This is a genomic window from Novosphingobium sp. BW1 (genome assembly GCF_008107685.1).
GTDB lineage: Bacteria > Pseudomonadota > Alphaproteobacteria > Sphingomonadales > Sphingomonadaceae > Novosphingobium.
The window spans coordinates 120555-146174 of sequence record NZ_VIRF01000065.1; the positions used below are offsets into that span (position 1 = coordinate 120555).

At 66.1% G+C, this 25620-nt stretch carries 20 protein-coding genes; 3 read left to right on the forward strand and 17 right to left on the reverse strand.

Going from position 1 to position 25620, the window contains the following annotated elements; genetic code table 11:
• Positions 1 to 7 precede the first annotated feature (7 nt).
• The 6 genes from FMM79_RS09710 to FMM79_RS09735 all read right to left on the reverse strand — a co-directional run bounded on the left by FMM79_RS09710 (position 8) and on the right by FMM79_RS09735 (position 7884).
• Entirely contained in the window at positions 8 to 814 is an 807-nt protein-coding gene (locus FMM79_RS09710) for an alpha/beta fold hydrolase (protein WP_240339091.1), read from the reverse strand.
• Positions 811 to 2208, reverse strand: coding sequence for an FAD-dependent oxidoreductase (locus FMM79_RS09715; RefSeq protein WP_148627306.1), 1398 nt, complete (start codon positions 2206 to 2208; stop codon positions 811 to 813). Before FMM79_RS09715 ends, FMM79_RS09710 begins: the two co-directional genes overlap by 4 nt.
• A 96-nt stretch (positions 2209 to 2304) precedes the next feature.
• Positions 2305 to 2673, reverse strand: a complete 369-nt coding sequence (locus FMM79_RS09720) for a hypothetical protein (protein ID WP_148627307.1) — start codon at positions 2671 to 2673, stop codon at positions 2305 to 2307.
• A 25-nt stretch (positions 2674 to 2698) separates the two neighbouring features.
• A complete protein-coding gene (locus FMM79_RS09725) occupies positions 2699 to 5158 on the reverse strand; it encodes a TonB-dependent receptor (RefSeq protein ID WP_148627308.1) in 2460 nt (819 codons plus the stop codon).
• Positions 5159 to 5336: 178 nt separating this feature from the next.
• Positions 5337 to 6407 (reverse strand): class I SAM-dependent methyltransferase, encoded by a 1071-nt coding sequence (locus FMM79_RS09730; RefSeq protein WP_148627309.1) that lies wholly within the window; start codon positions 6405 to 6407, stop codon positions 5337 to 5339.
• A 28-nt stretch (positions 6408 to 6435) separates the two neighbouring features.
• Positions 6436 to 7884, reverse strand: a complete 1449-nt coding sequence (locus FMM79_RS09735) for an FAD-dependent oxidoreductase (RefSeq protein WP_162528476.1) — start codon at positions 7882 to 7884, stop codon at positions 6436 to 6438.
• Between the two features lie 275 nt (positions 7885 to 8159).
• On the opposite strand from FMM79_RS09735, the gene FMM79_RS09740 reads away from it, so the two are divergent.
• The gene (locus FMM79_RS09740) at positions 8160 to 9578 is read left to right on the forward strand and encodes an MFS transporter (RefSeq protein ID WP_148627311.1); all 1419 of its coding nucleotides are present in this window, start codon (positions 8160 to 8162) and stop codon (positions 9576 to 9578) included.
• The gene (locus FMM79_RS09745; protein WP_148627312.1) at positions 9575 to 11137 is read left to right on the forward strand and encodes an MDR family MFS transporter; all 1563 of its coding nucleotides are present in this window, start codon (positions 9575 to 9577) and stop codon (positions 11135 to 11137) included. Before FMM79_RS09740 ends, FMM79_RS09745 begins: the two co-directional genes overlap by 4 nt.
• Before the next feature lie 78 nt (positions 11138 to 11215).
• Here the strand turns inward: FMM79_RS09745 and mqo are convergent, their stop codons facing one another.
• The 8 genes from mqo to FMM79_RS09785 all read right to left on the reverse strand — a co-directional run bounded on the left by mqo (position 11216) and on the right by FMM79_RS09785 (position 20846).
• Positions 11216 to 12895: a malate dehydrogenase (quinone) gene (gene mqo / locus FMM79_RS09750; protein WP_148627313.1), complete on the reverse strand. Its 1680-nt coding sequence runs from the start codon at positions 12893 to 12895 to the stop codon at positions 11216 to 11218.
• A 302-nt stretch (positions 12896 to 13197) separates the two neighbouring features.
• A complete protein-coding gene (locus FMM79_RS09755; protein WP_240339092.1) occupies positions 13198 to 14112 on the reverse strand; it encodes an FAD:protein FMN transferase in 915 nt (304 codons plus the stop codon).
• A gap of 113 nt (positions 14113 to 14225) precedes the next feature.
• Entirely contained in the window at positions 14226 to 15083 is an 858-nt protein-coding gene (locus FMM79_RS09760; protein ID WP_148627314.1) for a DUF4198 domain-containing protein, read from the reverse strand.
• Between the two features lie 63 nt (positions 15084 to 15146).
• A complete protein-coding gene (locus FMM79_RS09765; RefSeq protein ID WP_148627315.1) occupies positions 15147 to 15644 on the reverse strand; it encodes a DUF2271 domain-containing protein in 498 nt (165 codons plus the stop codon).
• 24 nt (positions 15645 to 15668) lie between these two features.
• Positions 15669 to 16355 (reverse strand): PepSY-associated TM helix domain-containing protein, encoded by a 687-nt coding sequence (locus FMM79_RS09770; RefSeq protein ID WP_148627316.1) that lies wholly within the window; start codon positions 16353 to 16355, stop codon positions 15669 to 15671.
• A gap of 177 nt (positions 16356 to 16532) precedes the next feature.
• Entirely contained in the window at positions 16533 to 18638 is a 2106-nt protein-coding gene (locus FMM79_RS09775) for a TonB-dependent receptor domain-containing protein (RefSeq protein WP_148627317.1), read from the reverse strand.
• Between the two features lie 358 nt (positions 18639 to 18996).
• Complete coding sequence (locus FMM79_RS09780; protein WP_148627318.1) at positions 18997 to 19629, reverse strand: hypothetical protein; 633 nt, start codon at positions 19627 to 19629, stop codon at positions 18997 to 18999.
• Between the two features lie 173 nt (positions 19630 to 19802).
• Positions 19803 to 20846 carry a rod shape-determining protein gene (locus tag FMM79_RS09785; protein ID WP_148627319.1) on the reverse strand — a complete coding sequence of 348 codons (1044 nt, stop codon included), beginning with the start codon at positions 20844 to 20846 and terminating at the stop codon, positions 19803 to 19805.
• A 299-nt stretch (positions 20847 to 21145) separates the two neighbouring features.
• Here FMM79_RS09785 and FMM79_RS09790 point away from each other — a divergent pair, with 299 nt between their 5' ends.
• Entirely contained in the window at positions 21146 to 22048 is a 903-nt protein-coding gene (locus tag FMM79_RS09790) for a 3'-5' exonuclease (protein WP_148627320.1), read from the forward strand.
• A 38-nt stretch (positions 22049 to 22086) separates the two neighbouring features.
• Here FMM79_RS09790 and FMM79_RS09795 read toward each other — a convergent pair whose 3' ends face one another.
• From FMM79_RS09795 to FMM79_RS09805, 3 genes are all read right to left on the reverse strand, one after another.
• Positions 22087 to 22863, reverse strand: a complete 777-nt coding sequence (locus FMM79_RS09795) for a 2-keto-4-pentenoate hydratase (protein ID WP_148627321.1) — start codon at positions 22861 to 22863, stop codon at positions 22087 to 22089.
• 125 nt (positions 22864 to 22988) lie between these two features.
• Positions 22989 to 24326, reverse strand: a complete 1338-nt coding sequence (locus FMM79_RS09800) for an MFS transporter (protein WP_240339093.1) — start codon at positions 24324 to 24326, stop codon at positions 22989 to 22991.
• A gap of 16 nt (positions 24327 to 24342) precedes the next feature.
• On the reverse strand, positions 24343 to 25554 hold the full coding sequence (locus FMM79_RS09805) for an MFS transporter (protein ID WP_148627322.1): 1212 nt from the start codon (positions 25552 to 25554) through the stop codon (positions 24343 to 24345).
• Positions 25555 to 25620: the final 66 nt, after the last annotated feature.

Consider the following 25620-nt stretch of genomic DNA (forward strand, 5'->3'; position numbering starts at 1 on the left):
GCGCAACCTAGAGACTCTGCATGAAGTCGGCGACGGCCTGCGCCCAGGCTTCGGGCTGCTGGTCAACGATGTCGACACCGCCGCCGTCGAGCGCCACCCAGGCGAAATCGGGACGCAGCTTATGGGCCTTCAGGGCATGGTCGTGGATGATGTCGCCGGTGTTGGTGAGGATCAGCGCAGGGCAGGCGATGGACGCCAGCGTTTCTTCCTGGCGGTACTGGAAGGCGGCGTGGTGTCCATGCCAGTAAGCGCCCTGTCCTTCAAAGGCCATGACCACGTATTCGCTCACCCGCTCGGGTTCCATCGTGCCTGCAGCCAGACGCGTACGCGCGGCGTGCACGGCGGCGAACTGGCCGCCGTCGACCTGGGCGGTGATCGTGCGCTCGCGCGGATAGCCGTTGGCGAGGAACTCGGCGCGCTCCTCTTCGGTGAGCGGCATCGGGCCGTTGAGGACAAGCGCACGCACTCGGTCCGGGAACTGGAGCGCGACCTCGGTAGCGACAAGCGCGCCGGTGTGATGTCCCAGGATCGTCGCGGCCCCGTGATCCAGTGCATCGAGGACAGGGAGCACGCAGGCCGCCCAGTCTTCCACACGCGGGGTGCCTGCGACCGGATCGGACATGCCAAAGCCTGGCATGTCGATGGCGATCGCATGGAAGCCGCGGCGCGCCAGTGGCTCCAGCACCCTATCGTACTGCGCCGAGGTCATCGGCGCCTGGTGGAGGAGCACGATGGGCATGCCCTGACCTGCGTGGCGGTAGTGTATCTGGCCGTAGGGCCCGGCTGCATAGCCGCGCGGCGCCCAGCGTTTCAAGCCAGGACCTCACGACCGAGCTTGCGCCCGAAGGTGATCGCGGAGGAGACGATCGAGCCGCTGAGAAAACCATGGCCCAGGAACCCGATGCCGATCACCTCGCCCGCAGCGTAGAGCCCCTCGATGGGATCGCCGCTGGTCGTGACGACCTGCAGGTCCCTATTCACCTGAATGCCGGGATAGCAGCTGATCGAACAGCCGTAGTGGCGCACCGCGTAGAAGGGGCCGCGCGCGATGGGGGCGGGCAGGTGCTGGCGGCGCCACATGTCGCTGCCGACGGCCTGGCCTGCATTGTAGAGCGTGACGGTTTGCGTCAGCGCCTTTTCCGGGAGGCCGCAGAGCCGTGCGAGCTCGCCGATGGTCTCGGCCACGACGAAGTCCTCGTTGTCGCCGCGCAGGAGTTCGTCGAGCTGTTCATCGCTCCAACGGAAGACGGGCGGGGCGTCCTCGCGGATGCGCTCGTCCCAGATCATCCAGAAAGCCCAGCCCGGCTGGGCCATGACCGCGCGTTCGCGCGCATCGATGCTGGGCTCGTCCTCGGCCATGAAGCGCTGCCCATGCGCGTTCACGTAGATTTCCCAGGGGGGGCGGCGCGAGGGCAGGATGTCGCTATGGATCCAGGCCGAGGCCGGGCTGTCGAGGCGCCGCGTGCCGCCGAAGGCGGGCAGGCAGTAGTCGGTGAACCACAGCCTCCCCCCGGCCGTGCGCACCGGGTCGATGGCATCGCCGCGTACGGTTTCGACGTGGTAGCGCAAGGGCACGAGCCCGTGGAGTTCCTGCCAGTGCCGCGCGCTGCCGCTGAAGCCGCCGGTGGTGAGGATAACGGCCTTTGCGGCGATCTTGCGCACGTCCTCGCCGGTCTTGGCCACGATACCGCAGACCTGCCCGTGGTCGAGCAGAAGCTCGCAAAAGCGCGTGCCGGTCAGAAGAGTGAGGTTGCCGTCCGCCACGGCCTTGTCGATCTGCGTCTGGTAGGCCTCGATCAGCGAGAAACCCTGCTTGGTGCTGCGATAGGTGCGCGGGCGGTCGTAGAGGTCGTGTTCGGGGGCGAGCACGGCTTCTCCCGGATCGCAGGTCCAGCCGATCGAGAGCAGCCACTCGAGCATGTCGCCCGCTTCGTCGACCCACAGGCGCAGAAGTTCGGGGTCGCCGGTGCCGTGGTTGATGCGCAGGCAATCGGCGAAGTGGGCCTCGGGGCTGTCCTCCACCCCGGCGGCGTTCTGGAGCGAGGTGCCCGCCGCGCTGATCGAGGCGCTGGAGAGGTGGAGCGTGCCGCCGATTTCCTCGGCCGCTTCGATGAGGACGACGCGCAGGCCCCGTGCGGCCGCGCCAAGGGCGGCCGGCACACCGGCGGTTCCGGCTCCCACCACAAGGACGTCGAATTCGCTGTGCATCTTGGGGGCTCTCCCGGGTATTCGCCGTGCGGACTGTTGCTGAGCGAATGAGGGACAGGCCCGGCGGTCCCCGTCGGGAGGACCGGGCCCGTGCGCTCACATGTTTCTGGAGAAGTCCATCTGCTTCACGTTGGCGCCGCCGCGCCGTTCCAGCGCGCCGAAGGTGCGCTTGATGAAGATGTCACGCTCCTCGGCCCAGGCGGCAAGGTCTTCTTCGCTCGGTTGGTACTGCTCGATGTCGGCGCTTGAGACGCCGACCTTCTCAAGCACCTTCTCGGTCACCATCAGGCGACGGCGCATCGTCCACATCTCCGCGCCCAGCGCGACGACGACGTGCATCAGGTTGTCCACGACCTGCTCGGGGAACAGCGAAATGTTGTCCGAATCCGCGAAGATGAAGTCGTCCTCGGCGGAAACGAAGCCGGTCTCGGCGTCGGTGTCGCGGGATGCCTCGGTTACACTCATGGCAGTTCTCTCTTTTGGAAGGGGATCAGAATTCGTAGCTGAAGCGGATGCCCAGCCGGCGCTTTTCGGGAAGCGCGATGCGGATGTCGTTGGTGGCCAGCGTGACAAGGTCGGTGCCGCGAAAGCCGGTGAGGGTCTGTTCGTTGAAAAGATTGGTGGCGAAGGCCTCGAAGGAGAGGCCGTTGTCCTGGCGCGCGCCGATGCGCAGGTCGACCTTGTCGTCGTTGCGGCTCCAGGCCGCGTTGTAATAGTCGACGTACTGGCGGCCGCGGTGGCGGTAGTCGAGCCGGGCATAGCCCCACCAGTCCTGCGCGACCGGATGCTCATAGCTGGCCGAGGCGGTCCAGGTCAGGCGCGGCACGCCTGAGAGGCGGTTGCCGGTGGCATTGTCGGTCCCGGCGATGTTGAGGCATTCGGCGCACACGAAGCTCTTGATCTCGGAATCGGCAAGGCCGAACGAACCCGACAGGCTGAGGCCTTCCATCGGCGAGACATCGCCTTCCAGTTCGATGCCCCACAGGTCCACAGCGCCAATATTCTCGGTCACGTTGAGAAGATTGATGGTGGGCGAGCCGTCGGGATAATAGGTGTAGCTGTTCGCCACCTGGCCGCCGCGGTACTTGTCGATATAGACCGCCGCGCGCAGCGAGGCGCGTCCGTCCCAGAACGCGGTCTTGATGCCCGCCTCGTAGTTGTCGAGCCGCTCTTCATCGTAGGTCGCGCCCGCCGAGGTTTCGATCTGGGCCTGCTCGGTGGGCGTAAGCGCGCTGTAGCCGTCGTTGAAACCGCCGGGGCGGTACCCGCGCGAGAACAGGATGTAGGCGGTGCTGTCGGGCGCAAAGGCGTAATCCAGCGTCACGCGCGGCGAGAAGCTCTTGAAGGTGGCCTTGGAGACCAGCGGTTCGGGGTAGTAGACGCCCGTGCTGCTGGCGAGGATCGAGCTTTCGATCTTGTCCCACTGATAGCGCCCTTCCGCGCCGATGGTGAGGTCTTGCGTGATGTCGAAGTAGAGCGCGCCGAAGATTGCGGGGGTCTTGGGCTTCTGGTTGCGCAATGTGCTCGAATTGCCGCTGCCAAAGACGTTGAGGCCGTAGATCGCGCCGTTGTCATAGTCAGCGGTGAAGTAGCTCGCCCCGACCGTCCAGCGCAGTGGGCTCGTCTGCGCCGAGGTTAGGCGGATTTCCTGGCTGAAGTCGCTGATGTCGGTCTGGTAGTTGAGCAGCCAGTGGTTGAACGAGGGCGCGCCCGGGATGATGCCGAAATTGGGGTTGGGATAGGCACTGGTGTCACGGAAGGTGAGGTCGAGCGCGGTCTGGGTGCGGTCGGTGTGGTAGGCCGTGATCGAGCTCAGCAGCATGCCGTTGCCCATTTCCCAGTCCATGCGCAGGTCCGCCTGCACGGTCTGGCGCTTGAGCCCGGAGCGTGGGTTGAACGAGGGATCGAAGATCGTGGGGTAGCCATCGACGTTGTCGATGAGGATGCCATAAGCGGTCTCGTCGAGGTCGTAATTGCCCCCGATCAGCTCCTCGGGCATGCGGTTGGGCAGGGCGCCGCACCAATAGCTGCCCGAAGTCCCCCCGAGGTCGCAGTTGAATTCGGTGTTCTTGAGTGCGGCCTGCGCGGGCGAGCCGTCGTGCATCTCGCCATAGGAGAAGAAGCCGGTGATCTTGAGGTTCGAGGCCGGCTCGAACAGCATCTGGGCGCTGACCACATCGTTTTTGCGGTCGCCGAAGGTCTCGTTGGGATCGCCCGAGTTTTTATACTGACCGCCCTCGAAGACGTGGCTGCCGCCCACGCGCAGGGCCAGGACCTGGTCAATGAGCGGGAACTCCACGCTGCCCGAAACCTGGTTCGAGCCGTAGTTGCCGTACATCGCCTTGATCCGGCCGCCAAATTCATAGGAGGGGGCCTTGGTCACGAAGTTGACCGCGCCCGAAAAGGTCGAGCGGCCGAAGTAGGCCGCCTGCGGGCCCTTTAGAACCTCGACCCGGGCAACGTCGTCGATCGCCGGAACGGAGGAGTTGATGACTGGCGCGCCGTCGATGAAGACAAGACCACCCTGCGAGATCGGCGTGACGTTGGCGAGGAACAGGCCGCGGAAGGTCAGGTTGTTGATCGAGCGGTCGTTACGCCCCGAGCCGCCGCCCGCCTGGTTCTGGAACTGGAAGCCGGGCGAATTGTCGGAGATGTCGTTGAGCGACTGGATGTCCTGCGCTTCCAGCGATTCCGAGGAGAAGGCCGTGATCGCGAGGGGGACCGATTCAAGGCGCTCCTCGGTGCGGCGCGCGGTGACCAGGATGGCCTCGCCGTGCGGGGGTTGGGCGGGTTCGGCACTGGGGCCCGACTGCGCGAGCGCTGCGCCGGGCAGCAGCGCGGCGCCTGCAGCCAACGCGGTGGCGAGTGCGGGAACGGCGGCGGCGGCGAGCAAGGCGCGGCGGCGGCGGTCGGTGCGGCGTTTCACGATACGGGTCGTGATGGACTTCATGGTTACGCTTACCCCCCTCTTGGTCGTGTCTCTGTTCGTGGTCGTGCCTCGGTCGTGTCGAAATGGCGTGCGGACGCACAGGTCCTCCCGGTGCCGTGAGATGGCGGCCCCGAACTTTGCGGAAATGCGGTAACCTCGCCGGGGTCTGGACAGCCCCGGGGGGCCGCGATGCGGCGGTCTATTCGGGCTTGCGCGCGATGTAGCAGGCGATCCCCCAGTGCCGGTTCTCGCCCTTCTCGACCTCGAAGCCGGCTTCGCGCAGGGTGTCGAGGAAGTCCTTCTGGCCGAATTGGTGCGACCAGCGCTCCGCGTTGTAGACGTGGTCGATCCAGCCCATGAAGCGGCGGTAGGGATCGTTCGAGCGGGCACGGCCGGTGTGGAAGTCGGTCACGTCGAAGACACCGCCCGGACGCAGAATGCGGAAGACCTCCTTGACGATGTCTTTCGCGCCCTGCTCGGATACTTCGTGGAAGAGGATGTAGGCCGCGACGATGTCGATGCTGTTGTCTTCGAACTTGGTGTCTTCGGCAAGGCGCTGGGCGAAATGGACCGGGGTTCCCAGTTCCACCGCGCGGCGATGGGCATAGCGCACCAGCGGGCCGCCGACGTCGAGGCCCCAGACCTCGGCGTCGGGGAACGTCTCGGCAAGCGCGACACTAAGGCGCCCGATGCCGCAGCCGATATCGACGATGCGTTCGATCTTGCCGTCGCGGGGCTTTGCCAGCGTCTCGGCAATGCCGAACTGGAACTCGTCTTCGTTGTTCTGGCCCTTGTAGAAGGTGTTAGTGCCATAGTGGTAGAGCGGCCCGGCAAAGTCGTTGCCGGTGTAACCGCCGGGCTGGATGTGGATCTCGTGCTTGACATAGTCGGGCATGTCCATGCCGGTGTTGAGTTCCAGCGTGCCCGGGCCCTTGTCGTCCACGTCCTGCATGTCGGCGTGGTAGAAGTCCTTGTGCTGCTCGTAGTGGTCGAGCACGTTCTGCCACATCAGCTGCTGGCTGGAGAGCCAGGCGCGGATGCGCGTGGCGATGACCGGATCGTCATGGAACTGGTCACGGAACGCATCGAGCGGCGCGTCCTCGGCGTTGAGCCGCAGGTCCGTCATGATCTCGTCGGCGCGTTCGCGCGCGGGCTTGTCGAGATCGTTGTAGGTCCAGTTGCGAAAGCCCAAGACGAAGTCCGAGTAGCTTTCGACATCGAGGCTGCGCACGCGGCGGTTGCGCTTGGAAAATCCGCGGTCGGTCAGCATGGAAGGTCTCCTTGAAAGGCGCGTCCGGTCATGCCGGGCTCTGTGCGGCGATGTGGGTGTACGATGTGGCGGCTGCGGCGGACAGGCGTTCGCCCAGCAGCTTGCCGAAGGTGAGCGCGGAGGACATCGTCGATCCGCCGAGGAACACCGCGCCGAAGACGCCCATGCCCAGCACTTCGCCTGCGGCGTAGAGGCCCGGGATCGGCGCGCCTTGTGCGTCGATCACGCGAAGCTCGCCATCGACCGTGATCCCGCCCCAGGTCACCACTGAGGTCGAGACATGGCGGACCGCGTAGAATGGCGCCTGGGCCACGGGGCAAGGCATGTGCTCACGCCCGAAGGCGTCCTGCCCGCTTTGCTGCCCTTCATTGTAGGCGGCGATGGTGGCTTTCAGCGTGGCCGCGTCGAGCCCGCATTTTCCGGCCAGTTCGGAAATGCTGGCCGCCTCGACGAAATCGTGGCTCTGCGCGAAGGCGCGCGCGACCTTTTCCGGCTCCCAGCGGAACAGCGGCGGGGCCTCGGCCCGGATCGCTGCGTCATAGATCGTCCAGAAGGTCTGGCCTGGCTGGGCGCGCAGCGCGCGCTCGCGCCCATCGGGACTGGGCAGGTCCTCGCGCATGAAGCGCACGGCCTTCATGTTGACGTTGATCTCCCAGGGCGCGCGCATCGAGGGTGCGACCATCGAGTGGATCCAGAAGGTGCCGGGCGCATCGATATCCTCCGAGGCGCCATAAGTCGGCAGGAAGTTCTGCGCATGGGCTAGCACCGCGCCCGCCGCTTCGGCCGCGATATGCCCATCGCCCCGGCACGTGGCCCAGGCGTAGGTGCGGTAAGGGGTGCCGGGATGGAGCCGCTCCCACAGCGCGGCATTGGCGCCGTAGCCCCCGCAGGCAAGGACGACGTTATCGGCCTCAAGCGTGGTCTGCGATCCATCGGCCCCGCGCACCTCTACGCCGACGACGGCGCCTGCGGCATTGGTTTCGAGCGCGGTCATGCGCGTTGCCAGCCTCAGGTCTATGCGCCCCTGTGCGACCAGTTCGAGAACTTTGGGAACGAGCGTGTCGACAAGATCCTTGCCCCCGCGCGGCGGGGTGAAGGTGCGCGGCGCGTCATAAGCTTCGTGCGCGGCGCTGAAGGTGGGCATCTGCTCGCCAAAGGGGACACCCTCGGCATAGAGCCAGTCGATGGTCGCGCCTGCGTTGCGGGTCCAGAGCTGCAGGACGTCGTCCTGGGCGCTGCCGCCGCCGATGGAGAGGCAATCGCGGTAGTGCTGCTCGGCGCTGTCGGTGATGCCCTTGGCCTGCTGTGCCTTCGTGCCGCCGCCGGCAATGCTGCCGCCGGTGAGGTGCAGCGTGCCGCCCAGCTCCTCGGCTGCCTCGATCAGGACCACCCGGGCCCCTCCGCGCGCCGCTGCGATGGCCGCGGGAAGCCCCGCTGTGCCGCCGCCGATGATCGCGATATCCCAATGCTCTGCCATGGTCGCCCCCTTGAAGGCCGCACGTTGTGCCGCGCCGATCGGAGCTGGCCGGAAATGAACGGGCCAGTCCGGGTCAAATCCCCATGGCATGGAGCGTAAGTCGCAAGGCAAGGTTCGAACAATAGTCGAAATAGACATATCAAAAAGGCCCTGGGGGCATGCCCAATTTAGTGGAAACGGTCCCGCCTCGTCATATGCTTGAGCCCTGATTGGAGGCTGCGGGCGCCAAATGGCGTGGCCATTTCTTCCTACCTTCAGCGCGAAAGGCACCGTCCATGAACAGGCGCGATTCGTCCATTCCCTGCGAGCAGGCCGCCCCGGCACGGATCGGCCCGATTGTCCTGGCGCAGGGGGTTCCGGTGCGCGAGGTCTTCGTGTTCCTGTTCATTACCGGGATCGCGGTGATGGTCTCGGCCTTCATCAACCTGATGCAGCCCTACGTCTTCTCTGAAATGATCGGTGTCGCACCCGAGCGGCAGGGGCGACTGGCGGGGCAGCTTATGACCGTGCAGCAGGCGGTCGTGCTGGTCTGCGTCAGCTTTGCCGGCGCGCTCGCCGACAAGATCGGGCGCAAGGCCCTGCTGGTCTTCGCGCTGACCGGCTACAGCCTCGCCGCCGTTGCCTATCCGCTGGCGGGCGGTGTCGTCACGCTTTTCATCATCCGCTTCTTCTTCGGCATTGCCTCGAGCACCCACACCGCAAGCGGACCGCCAAAGTTCTATGACTACGTCGACAACGGTTCGCGCGGGAAATTCATGGCGCTGGTGATGATCTTCTACGGGCTCATCAATATCCTGATGGTGGGCGTAATTGGGGGGGCGCTGCCCGGCTGGCTCAACGCCGCTGGGTATGACGTGGCGCAGGCGGGCACCTTCGCGCTGTGGCTGTGCGGCGCGGTGGGGTTTGGCGCAGCCATCATCACCGCGCTGTTCCTGCTGCCTGACCGGCCCGCAGGCCCACCGCCGGGCTCCGTGCGCGCGCCGCTAATGGCACGCGCAACAAGCGGCTTTCGCGACCTTACGCGCAATTTCGGCCGGATCGTGGGCTATACCCGCACCAACCGCCGGTTCGGCGTGCTGCTCCTGACCTCCTTCGTGGTACGTACCGACGAGGCGGTGGTCGGCTCCTTCTTCGCGCTGTGGATCACGCTGCGCGGCGCGCAGGAGGGTGTCTCGACCACCGAGGCGCTGGCGATTGCGGGCACGGTCGTGGCGCTGATGCGCGTTTCCTCCTTCGTCGTGCCTCCGATTCTGGGCCCGATCCTCGACAAAGTGGACCGCCTCTTCATCTATATCCTGAGCCTCGTTCTGGTTGGCGCGGCGTTCCTCTGCGCACCGCTGGTCGACAGCGTGACGGGCTGGGAGATCTTTATCCTTGCCCTGTTCATCGGCCATGCCGAGAGCACCCAGACCATCGCTCAGCAGGCCCTCTTTGGCGAAGAGGCGCCCGCCGATTTGCGCGGTACGGCCTATGGCCTTCTTGCCTTCTTCGGGACGGTGAGCGTGGTCGTGGTTTCGTTCGTCGCGGGCTATCTCTTCGACATCATCGGGCTGACCGCGCCTTTCGTCATGATCGGCGTCTTGCACATGATTTTCTCGGTGGTGGCGCTCGCATACCTCGGCGTTTGCCGCCGGCGTGGTGGGGCGGAAACCGGGCTTGAGGATGGCGCGGCCTCTGTCGGGGTGAGCGGATGAGCGCGGCAGACAGCGTTGAGGCACCAGCGCAGGGGCGCCTGCGCTTCTGGGCGACGCTGGTGGGGCTCCTGATGACTACCGCGCTTGCTTCGCTCGACAATTTCATCATCAATCCCGCGCTGCCGCTCATCGTCAGCGAGTTCGGCGGGCTAGAGCGCCTGTCCTGGGTGATGACCGCCTTCATGCTCGCCTCGACGGCGACGATGCCGCTCTACGGCAAGTTCAGCGACATCTACGGGCGGCGCGCGCTTTTCACGGTTTCGATCACGTTCTTCCTCCTGGGCTCGCTCTTGTGCGGCCTTGCCAGCTCGATGCTGCAGCTCATCCTCTTTCGCGCGGTGCAGGGGCTGGGTGCGGGGGGTGTGCAGGTCCTTGCGATGACGACCATGGGCGACATCGTCAGCCCGCGCGAGCGGCCGCGCTACCAGGGCCTCTTCAACCTCACCAACCTGCTCGCCGGGATCGCTGGGCCGGTGGTGGGGGGCGCGGTGACGCAATACTGGGGTTGGCGCTGGGTGTTCTACATCAACCTGCCGATTGGCACGCTGGCGCTGGCAGTGCTGTGGTTCGTCCTGCCGCGCCGTCTTGCCCATCGTCGCGAGCACGTGATCGACTTCCCCGGCATTGCACTTCTTGTCGTGGGGACAGTCAGCTTTCTGCTGCTGCTCGGCGCGCTGGAGGGGACACGGGCGGTCTCTGTCTGGGAGATGGCGGCGCTAGCGCTGGCCTGCGTCGGCGCCTTTACGCTGCTGATCTGGCAGGAGCGGCGCTCGGCGGAGCCCATTCTGGCCGTGGGTATGCTGGCGAACCCCGTCTTTGCCCGCACAGTTCTGTCCAGCGCGATGATCGGCCTCGCCTTCTTCGGCTCCTCGGTCTACCTACCGCTGTTCTTCCAAATGGTGGGGGGGCTCTCCACCGCGCAGTCCGGTCTGATGCTGCTGCCCCATGTGATTGCCGGGACTGCGGTCTCGCTGATCGGCGGACAGATCATCGCGCGCACCGGGCGTTACAAGACGCCGATCGTGGGGGGGATGGCGCTGCTGGCATGCGGGTTCTTCTGCCTTGCCGCCGTAACGCGGCTGGAGCTTGGCCTGCCCGCCTGGATCGTGAGCTGCATGATGATGGGGGCTGGCGGCGGGCTGTGCATGCCCAACCTGATGGTCGCGCTTCAGAACACCGTCCCGCGCGAAGACCTGGGGCTCGGCACGTCCTCGATGCAGTTCTGCAACCAGCTGGCGGCCGTTGCCGGGGTGGGCATTGCCGGGCTTATCCTCTCGCAGCAGATCCGCGCGAACGCGCTGGCCTGGTTCCCGGGCGAGCGCGTGGAGGAAGTCGTCAGCCAGGGCGCGGTGCTGGCGCGCGCGCTGGGTCCGGAAGGGCTCTCCCGACTCGCGCAGGTCTACGAGAACGCTTTTCTTGTAAACTTTGCCATGGGCGGCGGCCTGACTGTGCTGGCCGCGCTGGTCGCCACGCGCATTCCTCAGATCCGCCTGTCCGAGAGGATCGGGGGCGGCCCTGCTCCGGCCCGTACGCCCGAGGCCCCGGTCGCCGCACGCTGACCCCCCACCCCCGCGCGCGAAAAAGCCCGGAAGGATCTCTCCCCCCGGGCTTTCCCGTGGGTGACTGGTGTGCGTGCCTTACAACGCCTGCATTTCGGAGTTGAGATTGCCCGAGGCGGGGGCGTTGTCGTTGGCCGGGGCCTTCGTGGCCTTCAGGTCCTCGGGCACCATGATGTAGGGCAGCTTGAGCGCGTCGCTGGTGGTCTTGCGGATGCGGTTCACCAGCGCGGGATCATCGTTCAGGACCTGGTCCTGCGCGGGATAGATCGCGTCAAGCTTGCCCTTCCAGCGGCCCGCAACCTGGTCCGGAAAGACCTTCTTGAGCACGTTGTAGGCAATTGAGGGCGAGGTCGAGGCGCCGGGCGAGGCACCTAGCAGCGCGGCGATGGACGCGTCCTTGGCCGAGACGATCTCGGTGCCGAACTGCAGGATCGCGCCTTTTTCCGGATCGTTCTTGATGATCTGGACGCGCTGGCCTGCGGTGATCAGCTTCCAGTCCTTGCGCGTGGCCTTGGGGAAGTACTGCGCGAGCTGCTTCTGGCGGTCCTCATCGGTGAGGGCGGCCTGGTCGGCGAGGTAGGAGACAAGGCTGAAATTGTCCGCGCCCACCTTGAGCATTGTGCCCACGTTGGTGTCGTAAACCGAGGAGAACAGGTCCCACCACGAGCCGTTCTTGAGGAACTTCGTGCTCTGCAGCGCGAAGGGGCCGAACAGGACGTAGTTCTTGCCGTCAATCTTGCGGGCATCAATGTGCGGGACCGACATCGGGGGCGAGCCTTCGTCGGCCATGCCGTAGGCCTTGACCTTGTGGTTATCGGCGATCTTGGGATCGTCCATCACCAGGAACTGGCCGCCAACCGGGAAGCCGCCGTAGATCTTGCCTTCGGGAATTCCTGAAAGCTGCAGCAGCTTGAGCGCCGCGCCGCCCGCCCCGATGAAGACGAAGCGCGACTTGATCGTGTGGTCCTCGTTCGCGGCGAGGTCGTGCACGGTCACGTTCCAGGTCTTGTCTGCGTTCTGGTGCAGGCCGCGGACCTCGTTGGAGAGGTGCATGTGGAAGCGCGGGTTGCGGCGCAGGCCATCGGCAAGGCCGCGCGTAATCGCGCCGTAGTTAACGTCGGTGCCCAGCGGCATGAACGTCGCGCCGACCTTTTCGGCCGGCGCGCGCCCGTCCATCAGGATCGGAGCCCAGTCGGCGATCTGCTTAGGGTCGGTGCTGAACTCCATGCCATAGAACATCGGGTTTGCGGTCAGCGCTTCCCAGCGCTTACGCAGGAACTCGATGCGTTTCTCGCCAAAGACGACGGCCATGTGCGGGGTGGGATTGATGAAGGTGGAGGGCTCGGGAAGGTTGCCCAGTTCGACTTCATGCGCCCAGAACTGGCGCGAGACTTCGAAGTCGCTCACCGTCTTGAGGGCCTTGTCGATGTTGATCGAGCCGTCGGGCATCTCGGGGGTGTAGTTCATCTCGGCATAGCCCGAATGGCCGGTGCCTGCGTTGTTCCACCCGTTCGAGCTTTCCTCGGCGACCTGGTCGAGGCGTTCGTAGAGATGCACGTCCCAGGTCGGTTCGAGCTCCTGCAGGTAGGTGGCGAGTGTGACGCTCATGATGCCCCCACCGATCAGGACGACGTCGACCGGCTCTTCGTTTTCGGCCTCGGGGTGTCCGCCCCAGCTGACCGGGCGCAGCAGGAACGCGGCTGCGGCCACAAGGCAGACGGCTACAACGCCGCCGATGATCTTGAGGGCTTTTTTCATGCGCGCCTCGCTGCGGGCTGTGCCTGTTTGGAGGAGGCGATGGGGGGCGTGGTGAACATCGTGTCCCTTCTGTGCTGACCCTGGGAGTGGGAATGCCTGGTTCGCGGTGTGAGCGTCTCGGGACGTTCGCCGCAGGTGGTGGCCGCCCTATCCCCATCGCATCGAATGGGATCAAGTCGATTCGATATTCATTCAAATATATGAAAATAAAATATTTTATCTGGATTTTCGCATGTGGATGTGCATTTTTTGTGCTTCTCTTTCCTAAGATGCGTCAAAATATGCACATGCGCGCTTCGGTGTCATTCCATCATGCGGGCAAAGGCAGGGCTGATCCATTCGACGATTCCCTCGCGATGCCGAATGAGCGCGCGGACCGCGAGTGCCTCGCGCGTGGCGAGCGCCTCGATTTCGGGCAGGGGCAGGACGCCGAGCGCGGTGGCCCAGCCATCCGCGCGCATCGTCGCCTTGTCGATCACGCTGAGAGCGAGGACATGGTGGACGGGTTGGCCATCGCGCGGGTCGATCGTGTGGCACCCGCGCACGTAGTCGCCCGAGGTGGCGACGGCCTGCCCGCACAGCGCCAGCCGCAAGGGCGCAATGCCCTGCGACAGAGCAGGCCGCGGGGTTTCGAGTTCGACCCACCAAGGATCACCGTCGGGACGCAGGCCGCGGCCTGCAAACTCGCCGCCGATCTCGACAAGGAAGTGGCGCAGACCCGCCTCCTCCAACGTCTGGGCGAGGGCATCGACGCCATATCCCTTGGCGATGCCCGAAAAGTCGAGGTGCAGCCCGCCGGGCTGGCGCAGCCGGGACGTTTTCGCCTCCCAGTCCAGCCGCGACCAGCCCGAGACGGCGAGCGCGTCGGCAATGGCGTCCTGGGATGGCGGCTGATGCGGGGCGGGGCGGGGGCCGAACCCGTGCAGGTTGACGAGCACCCCGATGGCGGGGTCGAAGGTGCCTTCGCTGCGCGCGGCAAGCTCGAGCGCGGTGGCGGTGACCTGCGCGAAATCGGGTTCGAGGGCGTGCCAGCTTCCCGCCTCGGCGTGGTTGAAGCGGGTGATGGCGCTGTCGCGTTCCCAGTGGCTGAGCTGGTCGATGAGCGTGTCGAGCCGTGCGTTCAGAAGCGCGGCGATCGTTGCGGGTACGGTGCCTTCGGGCAGCAGGGCCTTCAGGCGCCAGCGCGTGCCCATGGTCTCGCCCTCGAAGGCATGCACCGGCGCGCCCTCGCGCCATCCCGTGAGGATGTCGGGCGAGATGTCGAGGGGGACGGCGATCCGCGCGCCGTCCTCCCCGTGGCTATCGGGCCCGTGGCTATCGGGCTTTGCGCTCAGGGTGCGACCACTTCGGCGGTGAAGGTGTAACCCATGCGGCGCTTGCTCGCGCGCGCCTCGGACGGGTTGGTGTCCTCGGCCCTGGCGTCGATCCAGTACATGCCCGGCGTCGGCCAGGCGATGGTGGCGATGCCGTCGGCGCCGGTCTCGATCGTGGTGACCATCTCGTTTGCACGGTACTGCTTGGAGCCCGGAACTGCAGTGACCTTGACGCCTGCGGCGGGCTTGCCGTCGATAAGGAAGCGGAAGCGGCCCGGCTCGTTGGCGACGAGATCGTCAGGATGGGTCAGGGGCTGGAGTTCAAGGCCCTTGCCGGTCGGCGTAAAGGCGTCGGTGTCGGGAATGCCCGCCGTCACGAAGGTGCCGTTGGTGCTGAGGTTCTCTGTCAGGTCGATATCGGTGGCGCCTTCGGGGATCTCGGAGATGCCGTTCACGCGCTTGTCGCCGGGACGCGGACGGCCCCGGCCACCTACCCGCCATTCCTCACCGTTCAGTTTGAACGAGCCGAAGTAGCCCTGACGTGTGACACCCACCCACCAGGTGCCTTCCTGGTCGATGGCGACATCGAAGGTGCTGCGGTGGCGGGCCTTGGCGGCTTTGAGCATCTCGCCCATGCTGCCGTCGGGCTTGACGATGGTGAGGATTTCGAGCGGCATCGCCATGTGATCGGGGTGGAACAGGTCGTTCGAGATCGCCCCGTCGAAGGAGATCGTCTGGTCGGTGCCCGAGAGCGTCGTCGCCGAGGGCACCAGCCAGAAGCGGTGCGCCGATGCGGGGCTGGTCGTCACCGCGAGCGAGGCCAGCGACAGCCCCGAGGCGAGCGCGAGACGCGAGAAGAGAGTGCGGGAGTTCATGGCAGAACCTTTCTGGGCCCTTTCCCGGGCCGTTACGTGACAGGAAATGGGAAGCGGACGACTTCAGCGGATGGTGATGGCCCCAAGCTCGGTCTTGCCCGAGGCCGTGCCCTTAGCGCCCGGCACGGTGATCGGCAGCGACACGATCTCGCGGCCTCCGGTCTCACGCGCAGCCTCGACCTTGAGGACGTAGGCACCCTTGGGGAGATTGGCGGGGAGGGGAATGTCGTAGGAGCCCGGCGTGCGGGTCGCGCCGCTGACACCGTCCGCCGGGAGCTTCAGGCGTCGACCGCCCTTGCGCCACCAGGTGCGCAGGTCCGTCAGCCACTTCGTGCCCGGTTCCGCGCCCTTCTTCTTGACGTCGTACCACACGAAAATCGTGCGCGCCGCGCCGCCCGCCTCGGGTTCGAGCCAGGCCGCGACATAGGGCGCATGGTATTCGGCGACCTTGATGCGCGGGATGGTGACGCGGATCGTCTCGGCGTTCGCCGGGACGGCAAGGGCGCTGGCTGCGCCTGCGACAAGGGCGGTGGCGCCGGTGGTGGTTGCAAGCCGTGGCATGGTGCAAAAGGCCTTTCGCTCGGATCAGTGGATGAAGAGGAGGGCAACCGCGAGCGGGATCACGAGACCCAGGCCGGTCAGCGGCCAGGTCAGCGGGCGGTTGCGTGCGTGGAGTTGCAGGAGGACGAGGCCGGTCAGGGTGAAGACCAGGCACGCGAAGGCGAAGAGGTCGATGAACCAGCCCCAGGCAGAGCCGGTGTTGCGGCCCTTGTGGAGGTCGTTGAGATAAGAGATCCAGCCCCTGTCGGTGCGTTCGGCCAGGACCTCGCCGGTTTCGGTGTCGATGCTGACCCAGGCGTCGCTGCCGGGGCCCGGCATGGCGAGGTAGACTTCGCCCGACGCGCTCCAGTCGGCCTCGATTCCGGTGGTGGAGAGGCCGGTGATTTCGCGCACGGCGGCGGCAACAGGCGGAGGCAGCGGTCGGGTTTCGGTGTTCTCGGTGTCGAGCAAGCGCAGCGTCTGGCTGGAGAGGGCTCCCTGCATTTCGGCGCGCACGGGCTCGGCCGGGATGTCGGCGGCGTGGTTGAGGGTGAAGCCGGTGGCGGTAAACAGCAGCATGCCCACGAGCGAGAGCGCGGCGCTGATCCAGTGCCAGGTGTGGAGCTGCTTCATCCAGAAGGCACGGGCCTTGCGGGGGCGACGTGCCGGGGCTGAAGCCGGAGCCGGAGCTGTGTGGCGTGTGCCTTTCGCCTCGCTGGTCCTTGCGTGCATGGGGGTCCTTCCGGTGCGGTGTAATGGTCCTGTCGGGGAAGGACTACCATTTATTGCTAATATTTCGCAATAGCGAACGAAGCCGGTGGGTGTCGGGTGCAACCCTCAAGAATGGATAACCCGTATTCATGCGCCGTATCCCGGAGCGTGTGCCCCGGGGTACGGCGACGCGCGCCCCTAGAAATCCACCATCAGCGAAGCGCTGAAGCGGCGGCCGTCGAGCACATAGGCAAAGCCGTCCTCGGGCGTGACCTGCTTGTTGGTGACGTTGTAGACGCCCAGGTTCACGCGCAGGCCGTCCTTGGGCTCGATGTTGAAGCCCAGGTTGTAGAAGGTGTAGGGCGCGTAGGTGAAGCCGTTGGTCTGCGACCCGCTCGAATTGGTCGAGCGGCCCGAGGTGCGGCCACGGTAGTTGAGCTGGCCCCAGGCGCGGATCATGTCGTTGAGATCCCAGTCCAGCGAAGCGTTGAACATGTGCTTGGGAATGTCATTGAGCGGACGCCCCTCGTTGTCGCCCGAGGTCTGCTCGGTGTGGGAGTAGGTGTAGCTGTGGCGGTAGCGCAGACCGTCGATCAGGCGCCAGTCCAGAGTCCATTCGACACCCTTCAGTTCGGCGGTGTCGACATTGATGTAGCTGGTGTAGCCAAACTGGTGCGCGGGGTAGGTCGTGCCGTTGTATTCGCAGATCTGGTCAGCCTCGCAGATGCGGCCCGTGCGCATCAGCTTGTCCTTGAAGTTGCTCTGGTAGGCCGTGAAGCTGGAGGAGACGCCGAGCTCGTGGTTCACGTAGCTGACCCCCGCCTCGTAGTTCACCGTCTTCTCGGGCATCAGGTCAGGGTTGCCGATGATGACGCCCCCGCGCGAAGTCGAGCCGAAATCGGTGGCCGCGAGGCGCAGGCTGGGCACCTTGTAGCCGGTGGTGACGCCGCCCTTGATGGTGAGGCTGCCCGTGGCCCGGAACACCGCATAGGCCTTGGGACTGAAGCGCGTGCCGAAGGCCCCGCTGTGGTCGACGCGTCCGCTCAGCAGGATCGAGAGGTCATCGACGATCTCCCAGTTGTCCTCCAGGAACGCGGCGTACTGGTTGCGGGTCATCGAGACGATGTCGGTGGGCACGACCATGCCGGGCAGGTTGAGGCCGTTGGTGGCGCCATCTTCCAGGCTTTCGTGGAAGTAGTTGACACCCGCCACGACCTTGTGGCGCTCCAGGCTGATCGCCACCTGCGAATTGGCCACCAGCGTGTCGAAATCAACGCCGTTGCCCGTTTCCGAGTTGACGCGGGTGGGGTTCGAAGACTTGTCGTAGGTGACGTAAGAGTTCCAGATGAGATCGCCGTAGCTGCCCTCGTGCGTGGCGAAGAAGTTGTCGCGCAGGGTCTTGGTGAAGGTGAGGTCGTCGTCCTCGGCCAGGCTCTTGCCCGGCGTCGAGGTGCGCTCCTGGATGGTGTGGGTGCCGCCTGCCGTGAAGGTGTTGTCATCGTCGAGGCGCAGGCTGAGCTTGGCGCCGACATTGCGGCGCTTGAATTCGGGATCGGCGGCCGCGCTGTCGCCCCCGCCCACGAAGTCGGATTCGTCCTGATACCGCACGCCGCCGGTGAACTGGACCGAGAGGCGGTCGCGGATCAGCGGCACGTTGAGCGCGAGGCTGGCGTTGATGCCGTCGTTGGTGACGTCATTGCCCGGGCCTGCCTTGATGTACTCGGTGGTGAAGCTGCCGCTGAACTCGTTTATGACCTTCTTGGTGATCACGTTGATGACGCCGCCGATCGCGTCCGAGCCATAGAGCGAGGAGGCAGGACCGCGGATGACCTCGATGCGCTCGATCGAATCGAGCGGGGGTAGGAAGTTGATCGGGGTGCCCGCCTGCTGGCCGTTGAGGCCGAAGGCCTGGTTGTCCTGCATGCGCCGCCCGTCGATCAGGAACAGCGTGTAGTCCGAACTCATGCCGCGGATCATCACCGACTGCTCGACACCCCCACCCTGGATGTGAACGCCTGGCACGTTCATCAGCACGTCGGTGATGTCGGTGTAGGAACGCTGCTTGATCTCGTCGGCGGTGATGACCGAAATTGTTGCGGGCGCATCCTGGACATTGAGTTCATAGCCCGTGGCGGAGACCACGATGTCCGCCGGGACGGCTTCGTTGCGGTTCATGCCCACCGACTGCGCATTGGCTGCGCTCGCGGCGTCCGCAGTGGCATCGGCTGCATGGACCTGTGCAGGCAGTAGCGCCAGCGTGAGCAGCGAGGCGGTGGAGAAGATGTGGCGGTTGGTCTTCGGCATGTGGCCCCCTGGATACGAAAGCGCCGCAATCGCGCGTCACCCGGCAGGCCGCACCGGCAGCCTCTAGTCGAATGGTCGTTGCGAAAGCGGGTGGACGCCCCTCGACGCCCAAAATGTGATATTGCGAATTATTCGCGCCAGCTATCGCGAGTCATTTGCATGTGCAACAATCCAGGATGAATAGAGCAAATCCATTTTTGTATGGGGCCTGATCGGTCTGTTGCGAGCGGGCGCCAGGCATCGGGCCACAGGGCCTTACGGAAGGTCCGACCGGGGCCGCGCCCGGGCGACCAAGGTAAGGGGCGAAGAGGAAATGGATAGCGGCCCGGCGCCCTTGGTCACGCCAGCCTATCCGGTCTTACCGATACGTGCGATTGGCCTCGTAGGCTTCGACTTCAAGGGGCATCTTGGCGTGGCCGTAGGTCTGCAGCTCCTGCATGTAGCGCTGCACGTAGGCATCAAAATTCGCACTTCGTTCAATCTGGGCCACGTGGACCAGCTCGTGCGCCAGGCTGGGCCGATCCAGCGTGAACCCGTCGCGCACCCAGATGGTATACCCGAAGGCCTGCGCGTTATTGGTAATGCCGGGCCCAATGAAGCCGAGGCTTTCCCCCATCTTGCGCATGGCTTCGTCCTGCGTCGGGAACGGCACGGCCTCGACATGGACCAGGCGGACCTTTTCGGGGTGGGCAATGCCGATCTGCCTTGCAAGGTCGGTCTGCTCGGCTGTCAGCGGTGTCCCGCGCGCCTGCCCCTTGGTTTCGATGCCTTTCGCCCATGCGGCGTACCTAGCGAGAAATTCGGCATGGGGATCGGTCTGTTCACCCAGAACCTGCGCCTCGTCGCTTGTGTCCGAGGCAAGGGTGGGCGCGTGGGCCGCGGAAAGGAGAGCTGCCAAGATCAGGCCGCAGGCTGGCGCCATCCTGCGCAGTGTGGCCTTGCGCATCTGCCGAGGGGACATGATCTTGCGGCTCTCGCCGAACGTCGTCACGGGCCAATTCCTCCTGGTGTCTTTGCGCCGAGCCAAAATCGGCGATGCCGAACGTGGTAGCCGGAAGGCGCAATTCCGCAAGCGACCTCTCTGCAATTGCCAGACAGGTCGCGGGCGCCCGAGGGCGATGGCCTTGGACGTATCCTTCTGACTTTGTACGCGTTACTGCGCCCTCAGGCTTCGTTTAGCACGCCCTGGTAGACCGTGTCCTCCAGCGCGCGGCCAGCGCCTTCGGCCACACAGAAAAGCGCGTTCTCGGCCACCACCACGGGAAGGCCCGTTGCCTGCGAAAGGGTGTCGGCAAGATCGGTGAGCAGCGCGCCGCCGCCCGTCATCACGATGCCCTGTTCGATGATGTCGGCGGCCAGTTCGGGCGCGGTGTTCTCCAGCGCGTTAAGCACGGCCTCGACGATCTGGTTGACCGGCTCGGAGATCGCCTCGGCGACTTCGGCCTGGCTGATCTCGATCTCGGCGGGCACGCCGCGCACCAGGTCGCGGCCCTTACACTGCATGGTGCGCCCCCGTCCCTCGGCGGGCGCGCGGGCGGTGCCGATCTGGATCTTGATGCGCTCGGCGGTCACCTCACCGACCATCAGGTTGTGCTTGCGGCGGATGGCCAGCGCGATCGAATCGTCGAGCGTGTCACCGCCCACGCGCACCGAGGTGCTATATGCAAGACCGCTGAGCGAGAGGATCGCGACTTCGGTCGTCCCCCCGCCGATGTCGACGACCATGCCGCCGATGGGCTCGGTCACGGGCATTCCTGCGCCGATTGCGGCGGCCATCGATTCCTCAATTATCCAGACCCGCGAGGCGCCCGCCGATTGGGCCGCATGGCGGATCGCGCGGCGCTCGACCGGGGTCGAGCCCGCGGGCACGCAGATCGCGACGGCCGGGCGGCGCGGCAGGCGCCCCGGTCGGCCGTGGGCCTTGCTCATGAAGTGCTTGATCATCTGCTCGGCCACTTCGATGTCGGCGATCACCCCATCACGCAAGGGGCGGATTGTCTCGACGTTTTCCGGCGTCTTGCCCATCATCAGCTTGGCATCGGCGCCGATCGCGCGCACGCGGCGGATACCGCCGCGCGTTTCGAGCGCCACCACCGAGGGTTCGTTGAGGACGATGCCCTTGCCGCGGACATAGACAAGCGTGTTCACGGTTCCCAGGTCGATGGCCATGTCGTGAGAGGGAAAGGCAAACAGATCTGATAGACGCATTCGGGTGATCAATCTTCCACAAGGCGAGCCACAGCTGTGGTCACAGGGCCGCAGGCAGGTTCCGGTCGGCGGTCCGGAGGGGAAGGGCGCTCGTGGTGGCCCGCGGGCTAAACGTCAACGTGGCTTGCGCCCGGCTGTCCGCTGGACGCGACCACTGCCTTGTGCCGTAGCTCCCCCCCGTCAAGGCGTGGCCCCTGCGCGCTGGATCGAGTTGCGGAGCGGACAGGGCGGCATGCGCAGATACCAGGTCGCTTCAGGCCATCTTCCCCCCGGGCGCAGGGAGCGCTATCGCCCCGGCGATGTCGAGTTCTCCCGCCTTTTCTCCTGACACCGAATTCGCGCGGGCCGCGCGCTTTCTCGAAACGAGCCCCGATTACCGCGTTTTGCGCAAGTTGCAGGCCGTGCGGGGTTTTCACGCGGCCCGGCCCGGCGCCGAGACTTTCGTGGGGGTGGCCGTCGATGTCGAGACGACCGGCCTCGACCATGAGAGCGATGTCATCATCGAACTGGCGGTGCAGCGCTTTCGCTACGATGCGGCAAGCCGAATCGTGCAGGTCGGGACGCCGCGCGTCTGGCGCGAGGATCCGGACCGCACGCTCGATGCGCGCATTACCCAGCTGACAGGGCTCACCAACGAGGTTCTCAAGGATCAGGCGATAGACGAAGCGACTGCAGTCGATATCCTGGATTCGGCCGATCTCATCGTTGCGCACAACGCCGCCTTTGACCGACCCTTCGTGGACAAGCGCCTGCCTGCGCTGGCGGGCAAGGCCTGGGCATGTTCGCTGGCCGAGCCGGACTGGCTGGACCTTGGCTTCGATGGCCGCGCACTGGCGCATCTCGTGTTCCAGTGCGGGTGGTTCTACGAGGGGCACCGCGCCGAGAACGACATTCTTGCGCTGATCTATCTCCTGGCGCACGACCTTGCCGATGGGCGCACCGTGCTGGGCGACCTCCTCGCGCGTTCGCAGGCGCCCAGCTACCGCGTCAACGCGGTGGACGCGCCGTTCGAATCGAAGGACAGGCTCAAGTCGCGCGGCTACCGCTGGAATGCAGTCCTGCGCTTCTGGTCACGCGAAATACCCGAGGCAGAGCGGGCCGAGGAAGAGGCCTGGCTCCGCGCCGAGGTCTACACCACCGGGCGCGGGAGCCCGGCCTTCCACCCGGTCACCGCGCACGAGCGCTATACACCGTCAAGCTGATCGCGCGTCCGCTTGGGCGCCAGGCCCCTCCCCGGGGTTCAGGGCGCGGTGACGACGCATTCGAGCACGGCATGGCCTGCAAATTCGACACGGCACGCCTGCCCCTCCTCTACGACGTGGACGCCGGTCACCGCGCCGGTCGAGATGAGGCAGCCTTCGGGCACAGTCTCGCCCATGCGGGCCAGGCGGTTGAGCGCGAAGGCGATGGCTTCAAGCGCGCCGCCGGGCAACTGGCCTGCAGCGCGCGGGCCGAACGTCGTATCACCGATGGTGCTGGTGGCTTCCACGGCATCGGGGTCGGTGATGGCGATCTGGGGGCCTAGGATCAGACCCATGTTGTTGCCGAACCCGGCGATGCTGGCCAGCGGACCGAGGTCGTTGATGGTCGCCAGCGGACTTCCGGCGGCCTCGATCCCGGCGTGCCAGGCCTGCACCAGGCCTGCGCAGTCCTGCGCTGTCCAGTCCGCGCGATCACCCGGTGCCGCGATGCGCGCGACCAGCTCCGCCTCGAGTGCGGCAAAGCCGCCGCGGATCTTGGGGAAGGGCATGGGCGCGCCTGTCTCGAGCGGCCAGACGTCTTCTTCGAAGATCGGTCCAAGAAAGCGGTTTTCCCCAAGGCGGTTTTCCATCTCACCGATGATCCGGCCGACCTTCCAGCCCACCACGGGGCTGTTCCATTCCGCGATGGCGGCGTCCTGGATGGCGTAAGCCTCATCCAGGGTCGAGGGCATGATGCCCGGGAATTCGTCGAAGCCGACCTTGTTGTAACGGTTGAGGACGAAGACGCGGGCGGCTTCGGTGGGGGCGACGGACATGACGGATCCTTGATCTGGAACGGGGACAGGACACCCCCTTGGAAACATACCGGAAAACTGCTTCCGCCCGGTTAGAGCAGATCCACGGTCTTGTCCCGAGCTTGCTGCGCGGACGGGCGTGCTTTTTACGCCTCGCGGTTGCGGCCGGGCCGGAGCAGGAACACCGCGACCGCGCCGAACATCGAGCCGGAGGCCATCAGCATGGCGACTTCGGCCAGTCCGAAACCGGCGGTAAAGAGGAAGCCGGCCAGGATCGGTCCCAGCGCCGCGCCGCCGCGCCCGACCCCGATCACGAAGCCGGTGCCGCCGGCACGGACCTCGGTGGGGAAGGCCCTGGCAAAGATCGCGTAGAGCCCGACCACGCCGGCGTTGGTGAAAAAGCCTGCCGCGCCCGCGATGGTGGCAAGGCCGCCCAGCGTCGCCTGACCCTGGCCGAAGACGGTGACCATGACGGTGGAAACCACCATCGCGGCGATCACCAGCCAGCGGACCGGGATGCGGTAGGTGAGAAAGCTGAGGAGGCTGGCGCCCAAGAGGCCGCCGACGTTGGCCCAGACCAGGACGCCGCCCGCCTGCGAGGCGGGATAGCCCATGTCGACCACGATCTTGGGGATCCACTTCAGGATGAAGTAGAAGGTCATGATGTGGCAGAAGTAGGCCAGCGTGAGCAGGATCGTGCTACGGAGAAGGCCGGGCGCAAAGAGCGCCGCAAAGGAGGCCTTGGGCGCACTCTGCGCGCGCGTGGCAAGGGCGTGGGCGGGCGGATGGCCGAGGCGCGCAAGCACCGCGTTGATCTTCTCCAGCGCGTCGGGGCGGCGGCGCTGGTCGTGAAAACCGATCGATTCAGGCAGCAGAAACCAGGCAAGCGGCAGGAAGGCGGCGCTGACGATGGCGCCAAAGACGAAGACATCGCGCCAGGAACCGTCGGCCAGCAGCGAACTGGCCATCGAGCCGCCCAGGATCGCGCCCATCGGATAGCCCGAGGCCATGATGGCAACGGCGAGATTGCGGTGGCGGGCGTTCGAGAACTCGGCGACGATGGCGTTGGTGCAGGCGAGCATGCCGCCGATGCCCAGCCCGGTGAAGAAGCGGATGAGGCCCAGCATGGTGACCGAGCTTGCCAGCGTTGCCAGCGCCATGCCGCCTGCCATGACGATCAGGCAGCCGAGCACCGTCGGACGCCGCCCGATCCGGTCGGCCAGGTTTCCGAGCAGGATCGAGCCGATGGCCATGCCGATCAGTTCCATGGACAGTACAATGCCCAGGGCACCGCGATCGATGCCCCATTCGCTCGCGATGCCGGGCGAGGCGAAGCTGATCGCGAGTACATCGAACCCGTCGAGTGCGTTGAGCGCAATGGAAAGGGCAACGACGAGGATCTGCAGCGGCTTCATCGGGCTTTGCGCGAGAAGCGTCTGGGGATCGCTGTCCCGCGCGGTGCGGGCCGGAGGGGAGGGCGTCATGGCAACCGGTCTCTTTTCAGGAAGTGGGCTGGAAGGAGGGCGGCCCGCCACGGTCGATGCGCCCGTAGCGGCCATCGAGCCAGAGCGGGGCCAGCACCAGGATGAGAAGGGGAAGCGGCAGCGCGAGCCAGACGTAGCGCGGGCCAAGGCCCAGGATCAGCGGACCGGCAACCGCGCCGATCCGGCCGATGCCCAGCGCCCAGCCCAGGCCCGTCGTTCGGATCGCGGGCGGGTAGAACAGCGAGGCGGCCGAGGTCATGCCTTTCTGGCAGCCGCCGATGCCGATGCCAGCCAGAAGAGCCGCGGCAAGAAGCACGGGCGGCGCGCCCCGCAGCGAAAGGAGAAGTACGGTAAGTCCCGCGAGAGTGAGCAGGCCCATGGCTGCGAGCGCGCGCAAGGGCCCCATGCGGTCGGCCCACCAGATCATCGGCAGCGCGCCCAGCATGTTGCCCAGCGTGAAGGCGCCGGTCGTTGCCACGGCACTGGTGAAAGTGGTGCCCCCTCGCGTGGCCAGCAGCGGAAGCCAGGACTGGAGCGTATAGAACAGGCTGAGGCCTGCCGGGAAGAGCAGCCAGAACAGCAGCGTGCCTAGACGGCGGTGACCGCTGAGCAGGGCGCGCGGGCCCTGGTCCGGGCGCGCGGGATGGGAAGAAGGCTGGGTGCCGCTGTGCGGGCGGGGCAGCGCGCGGGCGCCCAGCGCGGTGGCTAGCGCCAGGAGGATGCCCGGCGCCCAGGGCGCGCGCCAGCCGGCATAGGGGATCAGGACGGCCGAGGCCCCGGCCGCCGCCAGAAATCCCAACGAATAGGCGGTGTAGACCGCGACCACCCGCGCCCCCTGCCAGCGTGGGGGGCCTTGCTGGCTGACAAGCGAGACGGCTGCGGGAATGGCCATCCCGCTGGCCGCGCCGATGGCGACCCGGCTCGCGCCCAGCGTCAGGGCTTCGGGCGCGACGAGGCTGGCGGTGCTGGCCAGGCCAAGAGTGGCCATGGCGCCGGTGACGGCGCCGCGCGTGCCGATCCGATCAGCCAGCGGAGCCAGCCCGACATAGCCGAGCATGAGGCCCAGCATGGCACAGGCCAAGAGGGCGCCGACCTCGCGCTCGGCAAGGTTCCAGTCGCGCACGAGGCCCGGCATCGAGAACGAGAAGGCCTGGAGGCTGTATCCGGCGGCGAACAGCACACCTGTACAGACCAGCGTTGCGCTGTGTTCGCGAAAGTTCATGGGCATGGGTCCGCGCTCCTTGGACCATACCCTTCCCGACGCGGGCCCTGAGGACAAGAGGAGCCGCAGGCC